Origin of the sequence: Methanococcus aeolicus Nankai-3, assembly GCF_000017185.1 — an archaeon.
GTDB classification, from domain to species: Archaea; AGJL01; Methanococci; order Methanococcales; family Methanococcaceae; genus Methanofervidicoccus; species Methanofervidicoccus aeolicus.
The window spans coordinates 1,262,210-1,282,894 of record NC_009635.1; the positions used below are offsets into that span (position 1 = coordinate 1,262,210).

General features: G+C 30.9%; 19 protein-coding genes. 15 read left to right on the plus strand and 4 right to left on the minus strand.

What is annotated here, in order from left to right:
• The first annotated feature begins 12 nt into the window (after positions 1-12).
• Together ilvE and MAEO_RS06070 are read left to right on the plus strand one after the other, a co-directional pair.
• Positions 13-873, plus strand: a complete 861-nt coding sequence (gene ilvE / locus MAEO_RS06065) for a branched-chain-amino-acid transaminase (RefSeq protein WP_011973904.1) — start codon at positions 13-15, stop codon at positions 871-873.
• Positions 874-992: 119 nt separating this feature from the next.
• Positions 993-1,688 (plus strand): SWIM zinc finger family protein, encoded by a 696-nt coding sequence (locus MAEO_RS06070; RefSeq protein ID WP_011973905.1) that lies wholly within the window; start codon positions 993-995, stop codon positions 1,686-1,688.
• Positions 1,689-1,979: 291 nt separating this feature from the next.
• Here the strand turns inward: MAEO_RS06070 and guaB are convergent, their stop codons facing one another.
• On the minus strand, positions 1,980-3,455 hold the full coding sequence (gene guaB, locus MAEO_RS06075) for an IMP dehydrogenase (protein WP_011973906.1): 1,476 nt from the start codon (positions 3,453-3,455) through the stop codon (positions 1,980-1,982).
• Between the two features lie 231 nt (positions 3,456-3,686).
• On the opposite strand from guaB, the gene MAEO_RS06080 reads away from it, so the two are divergent.
• The 12 genes from MAEO_RS06080 (at position 3,687) to hemL (ending at position 15,168) form a co-directional block, all read left to right on the plus strand.
• Positions 3,687-5,321: a bifunctional N(6)-L-threonylcarbamoyladenine synthase/serine/threonine protein kinase gene (locus tag MAEO_RS06080; RefSeq protein WP_011973907.1), complete on the plus strand. Its 1,635-nt coding sequence runs from the start codon at positions 3,687-3,689 to the stop codon at positions 5,319-5,321.
• 231 nt (positions 5,322-5,552) lie between these two features.
• On the plus strand, positions 5,553-6,206 hold the full coding sequence (locus tag MAEO_RS06085; protein WP_011973908.1) for a MarC family protein: 654 nt from the start codon (positions 5,553-5,555) through the stop codon (positions 6,204-6,206).
• A gap of 479 nt (positions 6,207-6,685) precedes the next feature.
• A complete protein-coding gene (gene hisA, locus MAEO_RS06090) occupies positions 6,686-7,411 on the plus strand; it encodes a 1-(5-phosphoribosyl)-5-[(5-phosphoribosylamino)methylideneamino]imidazole-4-carboxamide isomerase (protein WP_011973909.1) in 726 nt (241 codons plus the stop codon).
• Positions 7,412-8,308 (plus strand): carbohydrate kinase family protein, encoded by an 897-nt coding sequence (locus tag MAEO_RS06095; protein WP_011973910.1) that lies wholly within the window; start codon positions 7,412-7,414, stop codon positions 8,306-8,308.
• A gap of 108 nt (positions 8,309-8,416) precedes the next feature.
• Positions 8,417-9,901, plus strand: a complete 1,485-nt coding sequence (locus MAEO_RS06100; protein ID WP_011973911.1) for a sodium-dependent transporter — start codon at positions 8,417-8,419, stop codon at positions 9,899-9,901.
• A gap of 4 nt (positions 9,902-9,905) precedes the next feature.
• Positions 9,906-10,064: a MetS family NSS transporter small subunit gene (locus tag MAEO_RS07890; RefSeq protein ID WP_157196832.1), complete on the plus strand. Its 159-nt coding sequence runs from the start codon at positions 9,906-9,908 to the stop codon at positions 10,062-10,064.
• Positions 10,065-10,334: 270 nt separating this feature from the next.
• Positions 10,335-11,282: a CBS domain-containing protein gene (locus MAEO_RS06105; RefSeq protein WP_011973912.1), complete on the plus strand. Its 948-nt coding sequence runs from the start codon at positions 10,335-10,337 to the stop codon at positions 11,280-11,282.
• 135 nt (positions 11,283-11,417) lie between these two features.
• Positions 11,418-12,317: a methanogenesis marker 7 protein gene (locus tag MAEO_RS06110; protein WP_011973913.1), complete on the plus strand. Its 900-nt coding sequence runs from the start codon at positions 11,418-11,420 to the stop codon at positions 12,315-12,317.
• 163 nt (positions 12,318-12,480) lie between these two features.
• Complete coding sequence (locus MAEO_RS06115) at positions 12,481-12,909, plus strand: hypothetical protein (RefSeq protein ID WP_011973914.1); 429 nt, start codon at positions 12,481-12,483, stop codon at positions 12,907-12,909.
• 306 nt (positions 12,910-13,215) lie between these two features.
• The gene (locus MAEO_RS06120) at positions 13,216-13,458 is read left to right on the plus strand and encodes a hypothetical protein (RefSeq protein ID WP_011973915.1); all 243 of its coding nucleotides are present in this window, start codon (positions 13,216-13,218) and stop codon (positions 13,456-13,458) included.
• Positions 13,459-13,575: 117 nt separating this feature from the next.
• Complete coding sequence (locus tag MAEO_RS06125) at positions 13,576-13,860, plus strand: EMC6-like membrane protein (RefSeq protein WP_011973916.1); 285 nt, start codon at positions 13,576-13,578, stop codon at positions 13,858-13,860.
• 9 nt (positions 13,861-13,869) lie between these two features.
• The gene (gene hemL / locus MAEO_RS06130) at positions 13,870-15,168 is read left to right on the plus strand and encodes a glutamate-1-semialdehyde 2,1-aminomutase (protein ID WP_011973917.1); all 1,299 of its coding nucleotides are present in this window, start codon (positions 13,870-13,872) and stop codon (positions 15,166-15,168) included.
• A 242-nt stretch (positions 15,169-15,410) separates the two neighbouring features.
• Here hemL and MAEO_RS06135 read toward each other — a convergent pair whose 3' ends face one another.
• From MAEO_RS06135 to MAEO_RS06145, 3 genes are all read right to left on the minus strand, one after another.
• Complete coding sequence (locus MAEO_RS06135; RefSeq protein ID WP_011973918.1) at positions 15,411-16,433, minus strand: homoserine dehydrogenase; 1,023 nt, start codon at positions 16,431-16,433, stop codon at positions 15,411-15,413.
• Between the two features lie 53 nt (positions 16,434-16,486).
• The gene (locus tag MAEO_RS06140) at positions 16,487-16,966 is read right to left on the minus strand and encodes a hypothetical protein (RefSeq protein WP_011973919.1); all 480 of its coding nucleotides are present in this window, start codon (positions 16,964-16,966) and stop codon (positions 16,487-16,489) included.
• A 163-nt stretch (positions 16,967-17,129) separates the two neighbouring features.
• Positions 17,130-17,666 carry a CDP-2,3-bis-(O-geranylgeranyl)-sn-glycerol synthase gene (locus MAEO_RS06145; protein WP_011973920.1) on the minus strand — a complete coding sequence of 179 codons (537 nt, stop codon included), beginning with the start codon at positions 17,664-17,666 and terminating at the stop codon, positions 17,130-17,132.
• Between the two features lie 960 nt (positions 17,667-18,626).
• Here MAEO_RS06145 and MAEO_RS06150 point away from each other — a divergent pair.
• Positions 18,627-20,594, plus strand: coding sequence for a CoB--CoM heterodisulfide reductase iron-sulfur subunit A family protein (locus MAEO_RS06150; protein WP_011973921.1), 1,968 nt, complete (start codon positions 18,627-18,629; stop codon positions 20,592-20,594).
• The last annotated feature ends 91 nt before the right edge of the window (positions 20,595-20,685 follow it).

A 20,685-nucleotide genomic window follows, 5' to 3' on the forward strand; every position in this document is an offset into this window, starting at 1 on the left:
TGAGGTGTCATTATGAAAATATATTTAAATGGCGAATTTGTCGAAAAAGAACAGGCAAAAATTTCAGTTTATGATCACGGTTTATTATATGGAGATGGAGTATTTGAAGGAATTAGGGTATATGATGGGGTAATATTCAAGTTAAAGGAACATATAGATAGATTATTCGATTCTGCAACTTCTCTTCAAATGGACATACAAACATCAAAAGATGAAATATCAAAAATCGTAATTGATACAATTAGAATAAATGAATTAAATAATGCATATATTAGATTGGTAATTACAAGGGGAGTTGGGGATTTGGGATTAGACCCTAGAAAATGTCCAAAACCGACCATTTTTTGTATTGCCGAACCTATGAATCCATTGCTCGGCGAAGATGGCATAAAAGTAATTACTTCTTCAATTAGAAGGTTACCTGTTGATGTTTTAAATCCTGCTGTAAAATCATTAAATTATTTAAACAGTATATTGGCAAAAATTCAGGCAAATTATGCCGGATGTGATGAGGCATTTTTATTGGATAGCGAGGGCTATGTGGCCGAAGGAACCGGGGACAATATATTTGTAATAAAAAATGGAAAAATAAAAACCCCTCCTGTGTCTTCCAGTGTTTTAAAAGGAATTACAAGAGATGCCGTAGTTGATTTGGCAAAAGAACAAGGATATGAAATTATAGAGGAGAAATTAACTCTCCACGATTTATATGTTGCCGACGAGTTATTTATCACTGGAACAGCTGCGGAATTAGCTCATGTTGTTGAAATAGATGGAAGAGTTATAAACAACAGGGAAATGGGAGTAATTACAAAAAAGTTGAGTGAGGAATTTAAGAAAATAAGAAAGATTATGGGGACAAAAGTTTATTAATAATTTTTTTATTGTTTTTTTAATTTTTTAACCTACGAAATTTATTTTTTTATTTTTATTATAATATTTTAATTTATTAATTATCAATTATTTATTAATTTAATTAATTTTGTGATATTATGGATTATAAAGACATATACGACGATAAAATCAAAGAAAGGGGAGGGCAATATTATAAAAATAATCTTGTTAATTTCTGTGTAAAATTTGAAAATAAATTATATGGCAAAGTTGTTGGAGGGGATTTATACAGAACCACTGTGGATTTAAAAGATTATGCTGGAATTTGCTCCTGTCCATATAAATACAATTGCAAACATGCCTACGCTTTAATTGAAGCATATAAAAATAATAATTTCATTAATGGGGACGAATTATTTAATAATTTAAAAAATAAACCAAAAGATGAATTAATTGATATTTTGAAAAATATTGTTGTCGATGGCTTTTTTTGGGGGGAGCTCCTTGAACGGAACAATAAAAATAATCTTGTGGAAAAAGGAAAATCTATTTTAAAATTAATTCCTATTGAAAATAAAAATATATATACATTTAAGTCATTTTTAAGAAATAGATTTTTAAAAAATGCCACTAATGAGGAATTATTGGATTTATTGGAAGAAATTGCAAATAATGAGTATCTTGAAGCTGAAAATAGGGATACCATTGAAATAGTTGAAATGATGGTATTGGAAATATTTGAAAGAAATAATAAAGAATTGGTAAAAAGTGCTTTAAAATTATACAATAAACGAAAAAATAAATTATGGCTTGTAAATGAATATTATATTGATTATTTTGGAATTGAATATTAATCAATATATAAATATATACTTAAAAATAATGGTATAAAAATAGTAAAAAAATAGAAAATAAATATTTATTCATAGTCAATCTTCGGACTTTTTCACTAAATCACACAGATTAAGCTAAAAATATCTACCCATTACTAAAAAATAAAGAAATTTATTTACAAAAGCTATGCTTTTGTACAAAATCCTAGAAGGATTTTGTTTACAAAATCTTCGATTTTGTATAAAATCTCGAAGAGATTTTGTTTAATAATAAGCCGGATAAGGGACAATTATTGAAGATTGCCTATAATTTTATTTATTCATTGGATAATTTGGAGCTTCATTTGTAATAATCACATCATGAGGGTGGCTTTCTTTCTGACCGCTTTGAGTGATTATTACAAATCTTGCTTTTTCATGCATTTCTTTTATATTCTTTGCTCCACAGTATCCCATAGACGACCTTAAACCGCCCATTAATTGGTATATTGTATCTTTAACGGCTCCTTTGTATGGGACAGCTCCTTCTATACCTTCGGGAACCATTTTAACATGCTTCATTTCGCTTTGGAAGTATCTATCTGCTCCACCGCCTGCATTGGTTGTCATAGCTCCAACAGAGCCCATTCCTCTATATTGTTTGTATCTTCTTCCGTTAATTGTAATTAACTGTCCTGGAGCTTCGTCCGTTCCTGCCAATAGACTTCCTAACATTACGGCATCAGCACCTGCTGCAATTGCCTTTGCTATATCTCCACTGAATTTAATTCCACCATCTGCAATCACTGGAACACCATGCTCTTTTGCAACACTGGCAACTTCGGCAACTGCTGTTAGCTGGGGAACTCCAACTCCTGCAACTATTCTTGTGGTACAAATACTTCCCGGACCAATTCCTACTTTTAAGGCATCGGCTCCCGCGTTTATTAAGTCAATAGCTGCTTCTTTTGTAGCTATATTACCTACAATTAATTTTATGTTTGTTCCTTCTAATTCTTTTTTAAGTATTTTAACATTATTTACAACAGTCATATTGTGGGCATGAGCACAGTCAATAGCTATGGCATCAACTTCGGCATCTATTAGTGCATGAGCCCTATTTAAATCACTTGGACCACATGCTCCTGCTACAATTAACCTTCCTTTTTCGTCTCGTGCTGCATTCGGATATTGTTTTCTTTTTAAAATATCTCGTAATGTCATCATACCTATTAATTTTTTATTTTTTACAATAGGTAATCTCTCTATTTTGTAATTATACATAATTTCCGTGGCCTTTTCATGGGTTGTATCTTCATCGCCCACAATTAACTTTTTAGTCATACAGTCCTTTAAAACTGTTTTTTTATTTTTAATATATTTTATATCTCGTGTCGTGATTATGCCAACCAATTCATCGTTTTCATTTACAACAGGCAATCCACTAATTGATACCTGTTCCATCAATCTTTGAGCATCTGCCACGGTTGAATCTGGCGATATTGTATAAACATCTCTAACAATTAAATCTTCTGCTTTTTTAACTGCCTTTATCTGATTTACCTGTTCTTCCACAGTCATATTTCTGTGAATTACTCCTATTCCACCTTTTCTAGCAATTGCAACAGCCATATCTTTTTCAGATACTGTATCCATTGCAGCAGATACCACTGGAATATTTAATTTTAATCCACATAAATTTACAGATAAATCTGTGTCTTTTGGCTCTACAAACGAAGCATTAGGAATTAATAAAACATCATCAAATGTATAAGCTTTTTTGGCTTTTTCTAATTTATTTAAAAACAAAATCTCACCCATATATCCTTTTATATATGTTATTTAAAATAATATATATACTTTACAGTTAATAGAATAATATATAATGTAAATATATAAAATTATAAAGATTATATGTATGTATTACAATTATTGGGTATGTATATTATATGTATTATATTTATTATTGTATTTTCATTGCATTCTTATTGTATTCATTATTATATTTATTATTGTATCTAAATTATATTATGTGAAACTATGATTTGTATTGGATTAGAAGGAACAGCGGAAAAAACAGGAGTTGGTGTGGTTGACTCAGGTGGAACTGTATTATTTAATAAAACTATAATATATAAACCACCAGTTCAAGGTATAAATCCAAGGGAGGCAGCAGACCACCATGCCGAGACATTTCCAAAATTAATTGAGGAAGCATTAAAGGTAATTCCAAAAGAAAAAATTGATTTAATAGCATTTTCCCAAGGTCCGGGGTTGGGTCCAAGTTTAAGAGTTAGTGCTACGGCTGGAAGAGCATTAGCCTTATCATTGAAAAAGCCTATAATCGGGGTTAATCATTGTGTAGGGCATGTAGAAATTGGAAAACTAACAACTGGGGCAAAAGATCCATTAACATTATATGTCAGTGGAGGAAATACACAAGTATTGGGCTATGCAGGGGGGAGATATCGGGTTTTTGGTGAAACTCTTGATATAGCAATAGGTAATTGTTTAGACCAGTTTGCGAGAAATTGTGGACTTCCACACCCAGGGGGAGTTTTTGTTGAACAAAAGGCAAAAGAAAGTAGCAAAAAATTAATAAAATTGCCATACAGTGTTAAAGGGATGGATATTACTTTTTCTGGACTTTTAACTTCTTCTATCAAAGCCATAAAAGATAAACACGAAAAAATAGAGGATGTTTGTTATTCTCTTCAAGAAACTGCATTTTCAATGATAACGGAAATTACTGAACGAGCTTTGGCACATACAAATAAGCCAGAAGTGATGTTGGTAGGCGGGGTAGCCGCAAACAATAGATTGAGGGAGATGCTAAGTATCATGTGTGGTGAGCAAAATGTGGAATTTCATGTTCCTGAGCCACAATTTTGTGGGGATAATGGTGCAATGATAGCTTGGCTGGGTTTATTACAATATATCAATGGAAAAAGAATGGATATAATGGATACTAAAATAAATCCTGTTTATAGAAGTGATATGGTAGAAGTTAATTGGATTAATGGTAAAAATAACTACGAATTAAAAAGAGAAATTCCGACCCATTTAATTGGGAAGGGGGCAGAGGCAGATATTAAAAAAATAAAATATTTGGACTGGGATTCCATAACAAAGGAAAGAGTGGTAAAAAATTATCGAGTAAAAGAATTGGATAAATTAATAAGAACGGAAAGAACTATAAAAGAAAGTAGATTTTTAAATATAATTAAGGATTTTTTTATTTCCGCTCCGTTTGTTTATGATATTGATAAAAAAAATACAACAATTACAATGAGTTATATTTCTGGAAAAATGGCAAAAGAAATAATTGATGGAGGGGATTTATCTTGCTGTAATAAAATTGGAAAAATTATTGGGGAGCTCCATAAAAATAATATTATCCACAATGATTTAACTACCTCTAATTTTATGGTGGAAAAGGAAAAAAAAGGCAATAACAAAGTTTATATTATAGATTTTGGGCTTGGAACATACTCCAACCTAATCGAAAATAAAGCCGTAGATTTAATTGTGCTAAAAAAATCTATTTTAAGCACTCATTTTGATAAATTTGAAGAAATATGGGATAAAATAATAGATGGTTATAAAATATATCCAGAATGGGAAAAAGTATTGAAACATATGGAAGATGTTGAAAAAAGAGCAAGATATGTATAGACAATCTGTGGGAGCTCCAATATTAGTAGGGAGCTCCATATAGTAAAATATTCACATACCATAAATATAGTAAGTTCAATAACTGTCCCTTATCCGTCCAATTATTACGAATTTCTTTATTTATTAGTAATGGGTAGAGATTTTAGCCTTTAATCATAGTATATTTGCGAAAAAGATAAAATCGTAGATATAAAATCTTTGATTTTATATTTTCCAACAAGAGGTCGAAACATGGCAGTAGGATATAGTTTTTTTAGTTTTTTTATTTATTCATTTACCTCCATATTTATTATTATGAATCCCATCGGACTTGTGCCATTATTTTATATTTGGACTTCAGAATCTGAAAAAACGGAGAAAATAGAATTGTTAAGAAAATCTGCAATTGCGGTTATGCTAACATTATTAACTTTTGCATTATTTGGAGGGTCTATTTTTAAATTTTTTGGCATAACCCTAGATTCATTTAAAGTGGCAGGGGGAATATTAATGTTAAAAATCGCATGGGATATGCTACATGCTCAGGTCTCAAAAACACGGCATAATTTAAAAGATGACGAAGAACCAATATCATTGGAGGATATTGCAGTTGTGCCTATGGCCATTCCTTTATTGGCAGGTCCCGGAACAATTACAACAAGTATTATATTGATGGAACACAGTATTACAACATACGACACATTAATAATAATGTTTTCAATAATTCTTGCCACACTGATTTCTGTTGTTATATTGTATTTGTCCGACAATATTGCCAGGATATTAAGAGTATCGGGAATAAAGGCAATAGTTAGAATTATGGGTTTAATATTGGCCGCAATTTCAATTGAAATTATATCTAGTGGTGTTTTTGGATTAATAAAATCGGCTGGATTGATGTATTAATATAATTTAATTAATATATAAAAATTTTTAAATAGTAATATTTTTTAAAGCATAATGAAATTATAGTTAATCTTAATAACTGTCCCTTATCCGGCTTATTATTAAACAAAATCCTTCTAGGATTTTGTACAAAATCGAAGATTTTGTAAATAAAATCTCTTCGAGATTTTATAAAAAAGCATAGCTTTTGTAAATGAATTTTTTCATTTATTGGTAATAGGTTAGATTTTAGCTTTAATAGGATCTCTAAATTTTCCTCTGAAAAATTTATATGACCTTAAAAATTCCTCCGGAATTTTGGGTCGTAAAAACTCCTTCGGAGTTTTGAGATCGTAAAAATCGTTTGCGATTTTGAGACGGTTTAGTGAAAAAGACCGAAGATTGACTATGCAGTATATTCGGAGCTCCAATATAACAATAATATCAATACCAATATTAAATTAATATTAAATCTTTTCAAACACACGCATGGTGAAAATATGATAGTAATTCCAGCAGTAGATATAAAAAATAAAAAATGTGTTCAGTTGATACAGGGAAATCCTGATAAAAAACATATAGAATTAGATAATCCATTGGAAGTTGCAGAAAAATGGATAAAATGCGGGGCTGAAATGATACATTTGGTTGATTTAGATAGTGCCATATATGGAACTGATACAAATAAAGAAACCATAAAAAAAATTATAGAATCTGTTCCCGTTCCCGTTGAAGTGGGCGGAGGGGTAAGAACCGTAGAAGATGCCCTAAATTTAATAGACCTTGGAGCAGAACGAGTAATATTGGGGACATCGGCTGTAAAAAATCCAGAGATAATAACGGAGCTCCTTGAAAAAGGAATAAATTCTGAAAAGATAATGGTGGCGTTGGATGCAAAAGATGGAAAAGTTGTAATAAAGGGTTGGATGGAGAAAACAGAATATACTCCAATAGAAATTGGTAAAATACTTGAAGAAAAAGGTGCAGGAAGTATATTATTTACTAATGTAGATGTAGAAGGACTATTGGACGGAATAGACATTGAACCTGTTAAAAAATTAGTAGATGAGTTAAATATTCCTATAATTGCATCTGGGGGAATAACTACATATGACGACCTTCTGAAATTAAAAGAAATTGGGGTTGATGGTGTTGTTGTTGGTTCTGCAATATATAAGGAAATGATGGATTTGAAAAAAGCAATAAAAATAGTAAAAGGTGAATAAATGAATAATAAAATAATAACTGTTGGACATATAGCATTGGATTATATATTTAATGTAGCGGAGCTCCCTAAACCAAATACCTCCGTTCAAATACCTACGGCAAAAAAATATTATGGCGGGGCGGCATGTAATGTGGCTGTTGGAGCGGTTAAACTTGGTATTTCTTCGGGAATAATATCATGTGTAGGGCAAGATATTGTGAGCTCAGGATACAGTAATTATTTAAAAAATTTAGGGGTCGATATATCTGGAGTATATCACTCAGAGAACGAAGAGACACCAAAAGCATGGATATTCACAGACCCACAGAATAATCAAATTACCTTCTTTTTATGGGGTGCTGCTAAACATTATCCAGAATTGTCTGTCCCTTCTTTTGATTGCGATATTGTTCATTTGGCAACAGGGGATGCTAAATTTAATGTAAGATGTGCTAAAAGTGCTAAATCCAATGGAACGATGGTATCTTTTGACCCGGGTCAAGATTTACCCCAATATAATAAGGAAGACATGGAAGACATGGTAAATAATGTGGATTTTATGTTTATGAATAATCATGAATATGAAAGAGTATTGGATTTATTAAATGTTGATTTGGATTATTTAACAAATAAAATAAATATTCTTGTAATCACTTATGGTAAAGATGGTAGCATAATATATCATGGCGGCAAAAAAATAGAAATTCCAGTAATTCCTGCCAATAGTATAGATCCAACAGGTGCGGGCGATAGTTATCGGGCTGGATTTTTAACGGCATATCTAAAGGGTATGGATTTATATGATTGCGGAAAGATAGCTTCCTGTATGGCTTCTTTTGTAGTGGAAAAAAAAGGATGTCAAACAAATTTCCCAACATGGGATGAAATTATGCATAGATTGGAAAAAACCGAATAGTATATGAAATATTATTGCTATATTTATTATCTATTTATGGCTCTAATAAATGAAATATAAAATATTAATAATAATATTAACATCATAGTAAGGTATTGGCATGGTATAATGGCAAGAGAACAGTGGAGCTCAAATATAGGATTTATACTGGCAGCAGTAGGTTCAGCTGTTGGCTTAGGAAATATATGGAGATTTCCTTATGTGGTGTATAATAATGGGGGCGGAGCATTTTTAATACCTTATTTTATAGCTCTTTTATGTGTGGGCATATCTGTTATATTGCTTGAATTAGTTCTTGGGCATTCTACAAGAGGTTCTGCACCACTGGCATTTAGAAAACTGTCTGAGAAATATGAATGGATAGGCTGGTTGGCTGTAATTTCTGGATTTACTATTACTACCTATTATATGGCAATAATCGGGTGGTGTCTATATTATTTAGTTAATTTAATATTATATGGGTTTCCAACTGATTTTACAAGTTATTTTTTTGACGATATATTAAGGAGCTCCATGGGGCCCGAAAATATATGGAGTTTTTCCACAGGAATATTGGCTTCTGTGGCATTGTTGTGGTTAATAAATTATGTTATTATAAGGTCAGGAGTAAAAAATGGGCTTGAAAAGGCAAATAAACTACTTATGCCATTATTATTTATTCTTACTTTAATTCTCGTTCTTAGGGGTATAACATTACCTGGAGCCATGGATGGAATAAACTGGTATTTAACGCCAGATTTCTCTATTTTATTAAATGCACAAGTATGGATTGCAGCATTTTCACAGATATTTTTCTCTTTGAGTTTGGGATATGGAATAATGATAGCTTATGCAAGTTATCTTCCTAAAAAATCCGATTTAACAACAAATGCTTTTGCCATATCTCTTTTAAATTGCGGGTATTCTTTTTTAGTGGGTTTTGCGGTATTTAGCACTTTGGGATATATGACATATACAACAGGAGTTCCATTAGATGAAATTGTAAGAGATGGAATAATTCTTGCATTTGTGGTATTTCCAAAAGCTTTATCTTTAATGCCAATTGGAGGATTTGAACTTGCAGTTGTATTTTTTATGGCTCTTGTGATTGCAGGTATTTCTTCCTCAGTATCTATTATAGAGGCAATAAATGCGGCTGTAATGGATAAGTTTGGAATAAGTAGAAAAAAAGCTATTTTACCAATTGTAATTCTTGGATTTTTTGGTAGTTTATTATATACTACAAATGCAGGTATCCACTGGATTAATATGGTTGATTATTTTACTTCTGGATATTTGCTTCCAATAGTAGGAATTACTGAAACGATAGTGGCTATTTGGATATTTAATGGAAATAAATTTATAGATTATTTAAATAATCTATCAGATATGAAAATAGGAAAATATTGGAAAATATCTGTGGGAATAATTACACCATTACTGTTGTTGGGCATTGTTGGTTCTGGCATATTGGCATTATATGATGCTCCATATGGAGGATATGCATGGAAATATTTGGGTATTGTAGCAATTATGTCGGTTTTCAGTGTTTTATTGTCTTTCTTTATTTCTAAAATTAAGAAGGGGGGAGTAAAAACAAAGCCTAAAAGGTGATTAAATGAATAATTCTGCAATAATTATGTTTTTATTTGGTGCAATAATACTATGGGGTGGTTCAATATATTTTCTTTGGAAGTTATTGAGGAGACATAAAAAAAGAAGTAGTAAAGATAATACTAATAATAATACTAATAATAACACTAGACATATAAAATAATATTAAAATATATTAATAAATATAAATATAATATAGATGATAACAATATATATTATATATTATATATTATATATTATATATTATATGAGATATTGTTATGGGGTATGTTCAGGAAATATTTATAATAATAAACCTCATAATAATTATATATTTATAGGCATAGGATTGATATGCTAATTTTATGACTTATCAGAATAAATTACTTCGGAATTAATTGGACACACCATAAATATGAATTTAACTAGATAATTTTATATGTGGGTGATACTTATGCTTTTTAAAAAACTTTCAACTGTTGAGCGAGTATATAATATTGGATTAGAATATAATAATTTAAGATATTTATTTAAAAGCATAACTGCTGTTGTATTGGACGCAGAGGACGATTTGGCAAAATTGTATGATTTAAAGGTCCTCGATAAAATACCGGTAAAGGAGATAATGACAAAAGACCTTGTCTCGATTAATGAATCTGAAACAGCTAAACAGCTGATAAAATACATTGAAAAATATAGGCATATGGGGTATCCAGTCATAGATAACAATAATAAATTGGTCGGAGTGGTTACATTTAATGATTTAGAGAAGGGACATGCAATTATTAGAGATATAATGACTCCAAAAGAAAAGCTTATAACAATTATGCCCGATACTTCGGCATCAGAATCTCAAAATATAATGGCAAATAATGATATTGGTAGGTTGTTGGTTGTCGATGATAATGGGGAGCTCCTTGGTTTGGTGAGTAGGGGGGACATTGTAAAAACATATAGGACCTACGGTAAAAAGACGAAAATCCAAAAATGTGATAGACTCACAATTATGCACTTCTACGATGAGGAGAAAGAGAAAAAACTAAAAAAATTGACGGATGATTTGGTCGTTCTTCTTGGGGGTAGGGGCTATAATGTATCTGAAAAAGAAGAATATATTGAGATACTGACAAAAGATTGGGAACCATTATCCAAAATCGTGTATAATAATGGGAAACCAGACCATCTGTCATTAACAACCAGAACAATAGATATAACGAATATGAAAATAATTGAAGAAATATTAAATACAATAGAAAAATACAAAATTGAAGAAATTGTAATAACTGACCATATTAGGCTTATAGACGAAAAATCTTCTATTCAGAGAATTATAACAGATATGACCTCATTCAGAGATAGTGAAAAAACTTTTGGGACTATTACTATAAGGTCTGACTTCTAATTATGACCATCTACTAACGACAATTGAACAAAATCCTTCGGATTTTTGACACCTATTTTTATATAATATTTTATAATATTTTTTATAGATTAGATTGTAGTTTATTTAAATGCCATTTAAGTGCTCGGTGAAAATATGTATGGAATTGTGCGATATGAAGGCGGAGTTTATAAAAACAATATATTTAAAGAATGGATTGAGGATATTGGTGGATTTATAATTCAAGAACATGTAATGCAATTGGATGTATATATGACTCTTGCCATTCCTCAAAATGAGATTGAAAATCTTAAAATAGAATCCAAAAAATATAAGGGAAAGGTCGTAGAAACTCCACTGGCCGGAACAGAAATAGCAATTGTGGCTCCAAGTTTATCTCGACACCATTTGCCTCATACGGCATGTGATGTATCAGAATATGTTAGGAGATTTGGGGCAAAACCAAATATGATAGGATTATCCCGTGGATTTGGTAAAAAAACAAGCAGTATTCGGGAAGCAGAAAAAAGATTAATTGAAGAACATGACATCGCAATTTATGTTATGGGCAATTTTAAAAGCTGTCTATTGGATAAAACTCATTTATTTGATGTAGATATTCCCGTTGTAATCACGGGAGCTCCTGAAACTCTCGATATAGAACAGCCATATATAGGTAATTTGGGAAGAAGGTCTCAAAGGCTTAGGCACAGTGAAGAAAGGCAGGCATTAAAAAAGATGATAGAGAAAACCACGGAATTAATCGACAAAAGAAGAGAGGAATTATCTTTCGACGCCCCTATTATTCCTCCGGTGGTGTTAAAGGATGAATTAGAAAAGAGCGTAGAAGAAATATTCAATGTTTTATCTCCTATGCCAATTACAACTCAATTAGATGGTTTAAGAATAAAATTGCCTTATGATGCATGTCATGAGAAAATAGAAAATGTGAAGATTGGAAATTATTTGTTGAAAGATATTGCATATATTACTAAATCAGAGATGAAAAATTATATATTGGTAAAAATAAAGCCAACTTCTGAAATTAAGGGATAGTTAATATTATAGTATATTATAGTATGCCATTGCAACAAGTTCTCGAACATACCATAATTAAATATCTATGGAAATATATTTGTATATAATTGTATATATTTTATAATATATATTAACAATTAAATATTATTTATAAAGATAAATAAAGTGATATGGTGATTATATGGAGGAATCTTTTGATGATATATTAAATAATGTTGAGGAAATACCAATATTACCCGGAATCTCCCAATCAATTATAGTAAGAATAATGGAGCTCTGCGGAGTTGAATATGAAGTAAAAACTGATGAAGTGCTTGATAAAGAATATCCAGTAATATTTGGAGATAAGGAAAATATAGAGAAAGCAAAAAAATATTTTATATTATTCACCGAGGTAAAACTTGCATTAAGAGATATTGCACGACTTACACGAAAATTTAATAGTCCCGTAAAATTATATTCTGATGATGAGGAATTAAAGAATGTTATAGGCACATTATTAAATGATGTGGTAAATGGTGATAAAATAAAATTAATCAATGAAAAGCTTGACACAGAAGACTTTGAATTAATAAATATTTGTGGAAAAGATATTTTTGTTTTTGTTTAACATATATATGTTCCGCGGAGCTCCCTGTCCATAAGGCAGGGCAATTTATAGTTAATCTTAAATTAAACTAATTTCTTAATTATTTGTAATGTATTGTAGATTTTAACTTTTAACTTTATATTATGGCATCTCTAAATTTTCCTCTGAAAAATTTATACGACCTTAAAAATTCCTCCGGAATTTTGGGTCGTAAAAATCGCTTTGCGATTTTGAGATAGTTTGGTGAGAATGACCAATATAAACTATAAAAAGTTCTTGAACTATATTTATATATTTTTTTATAATTAACTTAATTTGGGATTTTATATGGATTACTCGATAATAGTACCAATATTGGATAAAGAAAACCTATTAATTGATAGGGGTTCTTTAAAAACAAAGCGGAAATTTGCATTTTTGCTTGAAGAAGGAGACATAATCTTTGCAAATAATATACTCGGTGTAGATGAAGAAGTAGAAGTATTGTTGGATTATACTTATTCAGAAAACACAAAAAGACCAAAGGAAAATATTGAAGTTTATACTATCAAAGAATTGATAAAAGAATAATATATAAGATATAATGATAAATATTGAATTAATTATAATTTAATATATAATATAATACACAATATACGATATACAACATACTAAAAATGATTTATAAAAAAATAAAAGGTTGATTTCATGATAGATTTAGAAGGAAAATCTGCAATTCTTCACGCCATTGGCGGCATATTATTTGGATTATTGGCAAATTATGTATATGGTGCAGGATTGGGAATAGCTAGTGGTTTAGCTACATTATTATTTTTATTTATTGGGCTTGTAATTATGGGGCATGTTTCTGCAATGGTATTGGGAAGAAATAGTTTGAGTCAAAAACAATGGTTAGGAACAGGGGGAACTTCTTATTTCTTTACTGCAATAGTATTTTGGATTATATCATTTAATGGAGTTATCTGTTTATAAGGTGAAAATATGGACAATACCATAATAAATTTAAATTTGGAAAAATCAAAAAAATTATTTGAAGAATCTCAGAAATATCTTGTAAAAGGAGTAAATAGTCCAGTTAGGTATTTTAAGCCATTTCCATTTTTCGTGAATAATGCAAAAGATTATTATTTGGTTGATGTTGATGGAAATAAATATATTGATTACTGTCTAGCCTATGGTCCTGCTGTATTGGGGCATGCAAATGAAAATATAGCAAATGCCGTAATTGAGCAATTGAAACATGGAACTGCATATGGTTGTCCAACAGAAAAAGAAATTACACTTGCAAAAGAGATAATAAAAAGAATGCCATGTGCTGAAATGGTAAGATTTGTAAATTCTGGAACAGAGGCTACAATGAGTGCCATTAGGTTAGCCAGAGGAATAACTAAAAGAAATAAAATAATAAAATTTGATGGGGCATATCATGGAGCTCATGATTATGTGCTTGTGAAAAGTGGTAGCGGGGCTTTAACACATGGAGCTCCCAACTCTCCTGGTATTCCTGAGGACACTACAAAACATACAATATTAGCCCCATTCAATGATAAGGATGCAATCGTGGAAATAATAAAAAATAATAAAGACGAAATTGCCTGTATTATTGTTGAGCCAGTTATGGGAAATGTTGGTTGTATCCCTCCAAGAGAGGATTATTTAAAGTTTTTAAGAGAAATTACGGAAGAAAATAATATAATTTTAATATTTGATGAGGTAATTACTGGATTTAGAATTGCCAAAGGGGGAGCTCAGGAATATTATGGTGTTGTTCCAGATTTGGCAACAGTTGGTAAAATTATGGGGGGCGGTTTTCCAATTGGTGCAATAGTTGGTAAAAAGGAGTTAATGGAAAATTTCTCACCGAATGGAACAATATATCAAGCTGGAACATTTAATGGAAATCCCATATCCATGACAGCAGGTATTGAAACTCTAAAAAATCTTGATGATAATTTTTATAGCACAACTTCAAAATCGGCAAAAAAATTAAGTGATTTTATTGGGGAAACAGCAGAAAAACACAATATACCACATAAAGTTTATACCGTAGCTTCAATGTTTCAAATATATTTCAATGAAGAAGAAGTAGTTAATTACGATATAGCAAAAAATAGCAATACAGATTTATTTATGAAATATTTCTATGGATTAATGGAAAATGGAGTATTTATAGCACCCTCACAATTTGAATGCTGTTTTACATCTATAAAGCACACAGACGATGTTATAAATACAACTATGGATGCCATTGAAGAAGTATTTAAAAAAATTACTCGATAATTTTCAAATCAAATTATTAGATAGAAGCGAAGCTTCTATTTTTAATTATAAATAATTTGTAAATATTAAAACTCCGAAGAATTTCTATAATCATAAAAATCTAGAAGAGATTTTAAGATTTTATAGTGAAAATAAGTAAAGAATTTATGATTTTAGGTTGATTGAAGGGATTATTTTTCTTTTCTTAGCTTCGTTCTAATATATATGTTCGGAGCTCCCCCACATATTATTTTTAATATTTTTTATCTATTCCATTTTATATTATTTTCATAAATATATATTATATCGCTTAATATTGCCGATGCAGTTTCTATGTCTCCTGCTCCTCTACCAACAACAGCAACTTCTTTTGCCAAATCAGTGTTAAGCATGGCAACATTGAGGGAGCCTTTTACATTCATGGGGTCGTCAATTGGTATTAATTTGGGGCCCACCTCTAATTTATCATTGCTCACTTCGCCAATTAATTTTATGGTATATCCACTTTTATTGGCCATGGCAATTGCTTCGGGAGTAATTCTTGTAATTCCTTCAAGTTTAACATCTTTAATGGAGACATTTTTATTCATTAAAGAGTTGGCAAGTATTACTATTTTTGCGGCTGTATCAAGTCCGCTTATATCTTGGTGCGGGTTAGTTTCAGCTATACCTAATTCTTGTGCCTCTTTTAAAACTGTATCAAAATCAAGTCCTTCGGTTTCCATCTTTGAAAGTATGTAGTTTGTAGTTCCATTTAATATTCCTTTTATTTCAAATATCTCGTTTCCTGCAAGGGCATCATTTGCTAAATTAATAATTGGCATAGCTCCTCCAACTGATGCTTCAAACCTAAATAATTTGCTATTTTCATTTGCACAATCAATTAATTCTTTGAAATTTACGGCAAGTGGTCCTTTATTGGCAGTTATTACATGCTTTCCATTTTTAAATGCCTCCAACATATAGGTATTTGCCGGAGCTCCTGTTTCAATATTTGTTGGTGTAATTTCAATAATCGCATCGGCTTCAACGGTCTGTATTGTTTCAATAATTGATAAATCAGTTCCTTTTTCTGGATAATTTGCTATTTTTCCAGTTTCTTCTTTAATTTTTAATGCAGTTTCTAAATTTAGCCCGTTGTCATCTATTGCTGAACCACTTCTATCGCAAATTGCTACAACCTTTAAATCCATTCCATATTTATCTTTTAAATAATCCTTTTTTGAAGTTATGGCTTTAAGAACTCCTTTTCCAATTACTCCAAAACCTACCAATATAATTTTCATTATTTCTCCTCTGTATTACATAATTAGTAATTAAATAAAATAAATTAAATAAATTAAAACGATTTTATAAACAATAGATTTTTTTCTTCTGATATTTTATTTAATTCTTCACATAGTTTATCCAATTTGTCTGCATCTATTATTATCTTTAATCGTGCAGAAGATTCATCAGATGGGTCAGGCATAGATAAATCTAAATCCAAAACAATACCATATTTATTTAATCTATCTATCGTATCCTTGATATCCGTATCTACTACATGACCAACAACTACTAAATCTATGTCTTTTTTTATTATCTTTTTATTGATTTTTGTAATTATTATGTCTATATTTTCAAGGGTATTCATTAGCTCATTTAATAGTTGTTCGTCTATATCATTTATTACAACTCTAACAGGCAACCTACCATTTAATTTTTCATCTCTTAAATGAATTACACTAAATATATTGATACCTAAATTTGATATTGGTATTAGTGTTCTAATTAGCTCCCCGGGAACATCTTTTAATTCTAAATCAAGGGTTATCATTTTTTCACCAAATAATAATGGTTATCGATTTGTTATGAATTTTATTAAATTTTATAATATTTATAATTTCAATATATTATGCAATATAACATATAATATATTTGTATTGAATATTTTTTACTATTTTATTATTTTAATATCCTATTTTTTATATATTTTTATTTTACCACCATACATCCTTTATTCCTAATTTATATGCAATAATATTTGCGGATAAATGTATCATGGGAGTAATTACCAATAAAAAAATCCCCATCTCATAAGAAACTGGTGCAAATGGATATACAAATAACAATGCAAATACAATAAAACCAAGCTGGTCAAGAATTGGGGCAGGTCGTCCTTGTGCTAATCCCAATCTTCTTTTTATGAAGCTTCCAATGGCATCTCCAAATAGTGCACCAGCAGATAGCAATAGTCCCACAATCCCCCATTCGAAAACATTAAAATTAAATGCAACTGTCCCGAAAATGTTTAAATTAAATATAATTCCTTCTAAAATTGCAGTAATTGTTCCACAAAATAATCCAAAAAAAGTTCCTTTCCAACTTACTCCATTGCCTATGATTCGTCTACCATCAAAAAAACATTTGCCCCCATCAATGGGAGCTCCACCTCCGAATATACAGGGTGTGGCATTTGCAACATAGGCAGGTAGAATAAATATAAATGAATTTATAACTAAATAAATAATGCTCATACAATCCCTCAAATATTATCTGCATATTATAATTATATATTGATAATTATATAATACTTCATAATTATCAATATATATTATATTTAAATATGACTATTATTGTGTGTAGGGTCGATAAACAATATATTAAATTGATTTTTATTTATGGTCAATCTTCGGTCGTTTTCATACCAATATGTCACAATTAAAAAGCCAAAATATATTGTTATATTACTAAAAACGAAGTAAATATACCTAATAATTTCTCAAAACTCCGAAGGAGTTTTTACGACATGCAATAATCAGAGATTATTGAATCCCGGGGGGACCTCAAAATTCCAGAGGAATTTTTACGGTAGTATAAATTTTCCATTGGAAAATTTAGAGATTGTAAATCGTTTCCAAAGGAAACGATTGAAATAGGATGGATAAGGACGGCTATTGAAGATTAACTATATTTAACAATATTTTATGAAAAAAGTCAATGAAGGTTTTTCAATTATGGCTAACGAATAGACTACCTACTATATAATCTTATATATAGTTATACAGATATAATCATATAAAAATAAACAGAAAATACAATTAATTAAAAATTAAAAAGGGGTAAAATAAAATGGGGAGGGGTTTAATAGTTATTAAAAATTTGTTATATGAATATATATTCCGTATTTGGGTATGAGGGGTGGGAATGGGATTAGGAGTTATTATCTCCTACCGCGATGTTATCAGCAGCTACTAATGGGGGTGTAATTTGCTACTATCCCGCATCGCGCATAATCTAATTAGTATTTCTAATATATAAATGTTGCGGTAATTTTAACTGGCCGCCACACTTGAATTATAATTTCATTTAATAATATTAATATGCTCCATTAAGAAATTTAAGGATATACATTTTTATAATAATATTCTATTAATTATATATGTATAATGTATTGATTAATTAAAATACCACTGAATACCCATAGAGGTGATTACATGAGTAATCTAAAAGTGGGGGTATTTGTTTGTTATTGTGGTTCAAATATTAATGGTGTCGTAGATTGTGAGGCAGTAAAAGAATATGCTTCTACATTAGATGATGTAGTATATACTGCAACCTATCCATTTTTCTGTGCTGACCCTGGTCAAAATATGATTAAGGATGCAATTAAGGAGCACGGATTGGATAGGGTGGTTGTAGCAGCATGCACACCAAAAATCCACGAACCAACATTCAGAACCTGTTTATCAGATGCAGGCATATCCCCATATTATTTGGAGTTCGTAAATATTAGAGAACAAGATTCATTTGTCCATATGGCTGATTCAGAAGCAGCAACCAAAAAAGCAATGGAATTAGTTGCTGGCGGTGTTGAAAGAGCCAAGAATTTGGAAGACATACCTCAAAAAACCGTAGAGGTTGATAAATCCTGCCTTGTAATAGGTGCAGGAATTGCAGGAATTCAGTCTGCCCTAGATTTGGCAGACCAAGGATTTAAAGTATATTTAGTAGATCAAGATGAATCCATTGGAGGAAGGATGGCACAATTGGCTAAAACTTTCCCAACGGATGACTGCTCTCTGTGAATCTTAGCTCCTAAGATGGTTACAGTAGCAAACCACCCAAATGTTGAAGTAATTACCTATGCTGAGGTAACAAATGTTGATGGATATATTGGTAATTTCGATATTACTATTAAGAAAAAACCAAGATATGTTAGTGAGTCCGCATGTACAGGCTGTGGGGCATGTGCCGCAGTTTGTCCAATAGAAGTACCTAATGAATTTGATTGTGGATTAGGTATGAGAAAAGCTATTTATGCACCATTCCCACAAGCAGTTCCACTTGTATATACAATAGACAAAGAACATTGTATTGATTGTAAGTTGTGTGATAAGGCATGTGGTCCAGATGCAATTGACTACAACCAACAACCAGAGGAAATAAAGTTCAAAGTTGGAACAATTATTACAACAACAGGTTATGACGAATTCGATGCTTCATTGAAAGAAGAATATGGATATGGAGTATATGATAATGTAATAACCACACTTGAAATAGAAAGAATGATTAACCCCGCAGGACCAACAGGAGGTCATGAAATAAGACCAAGTGATGGAAAAGCACCTAAGAAAACCGTATATATTCAATGCGTAGGTTCAAGGGATGCAAAAGTTGGAAATCCATACTGTTCAAGAATTTGTTGCATGTTTTCATTGAAAAACGCTCAACTTATGAAGATGCACGACCCTGATTCAGAAGTATATATCTGTTATATGGATATTAGGGCTTATGGTAAAGGATATGAAGAATACTACCAGAGAGCTCAGGAACAGTTTGGTGTTAGATTCATAAGAGGAAGACCTGCTCAAATTATCGAAGACCCTGAAACTAAAAACTTAAAAGTTTTAGTTGAAGACACCTTACTGGGTGAAGTTCTTGAAATTGATGCAGATTTAGTTGTTCTTTCAGCAGGGTTGGTTCCAAAACCAGACACTAAAAGATTAGCTAAACTTATGGGATTGGATGTTGGACCAGAAGGATTCCTTAAAGAATTCCACCCAAAACTTGCACCTGTTAATACCAAAGTTGAAGGTATAGCAATTGCAGGATTGGCACAAGGACCAAAGGATATTCCTGATACAGTTGCTCAAGCAAAAGGTGCGGCAAGTGCCGTAGCTATACCAATGTCCCAAGGACAGGTAAATATTGAAATGATTAGAGTAGTTGTTAATGAGGATGTATGTGGTGCCTGTGGAATTTGTGCTCCTCTATGTCCATACAATGCCATAAAATATGAAAATGACTTGGCAGTTGTAGATGACATTGCATGTAAAGGATGCGGTTCCTGTGCAGGAGCTTGCCCAAGTGGTGCAATGCAGTTAAGATATTACAGAGATGAGCAAATATTGTCAAATATTGATGGTATGCTTGATACTCATAAATGTTTTGAACAAAAATAAAAATAATAAAAAAATAACTGTATGGCTTGTGGAATGGAACTCACTAATAAAATAAACTAATTAAATATCATATACTAAATATTCCATTAAT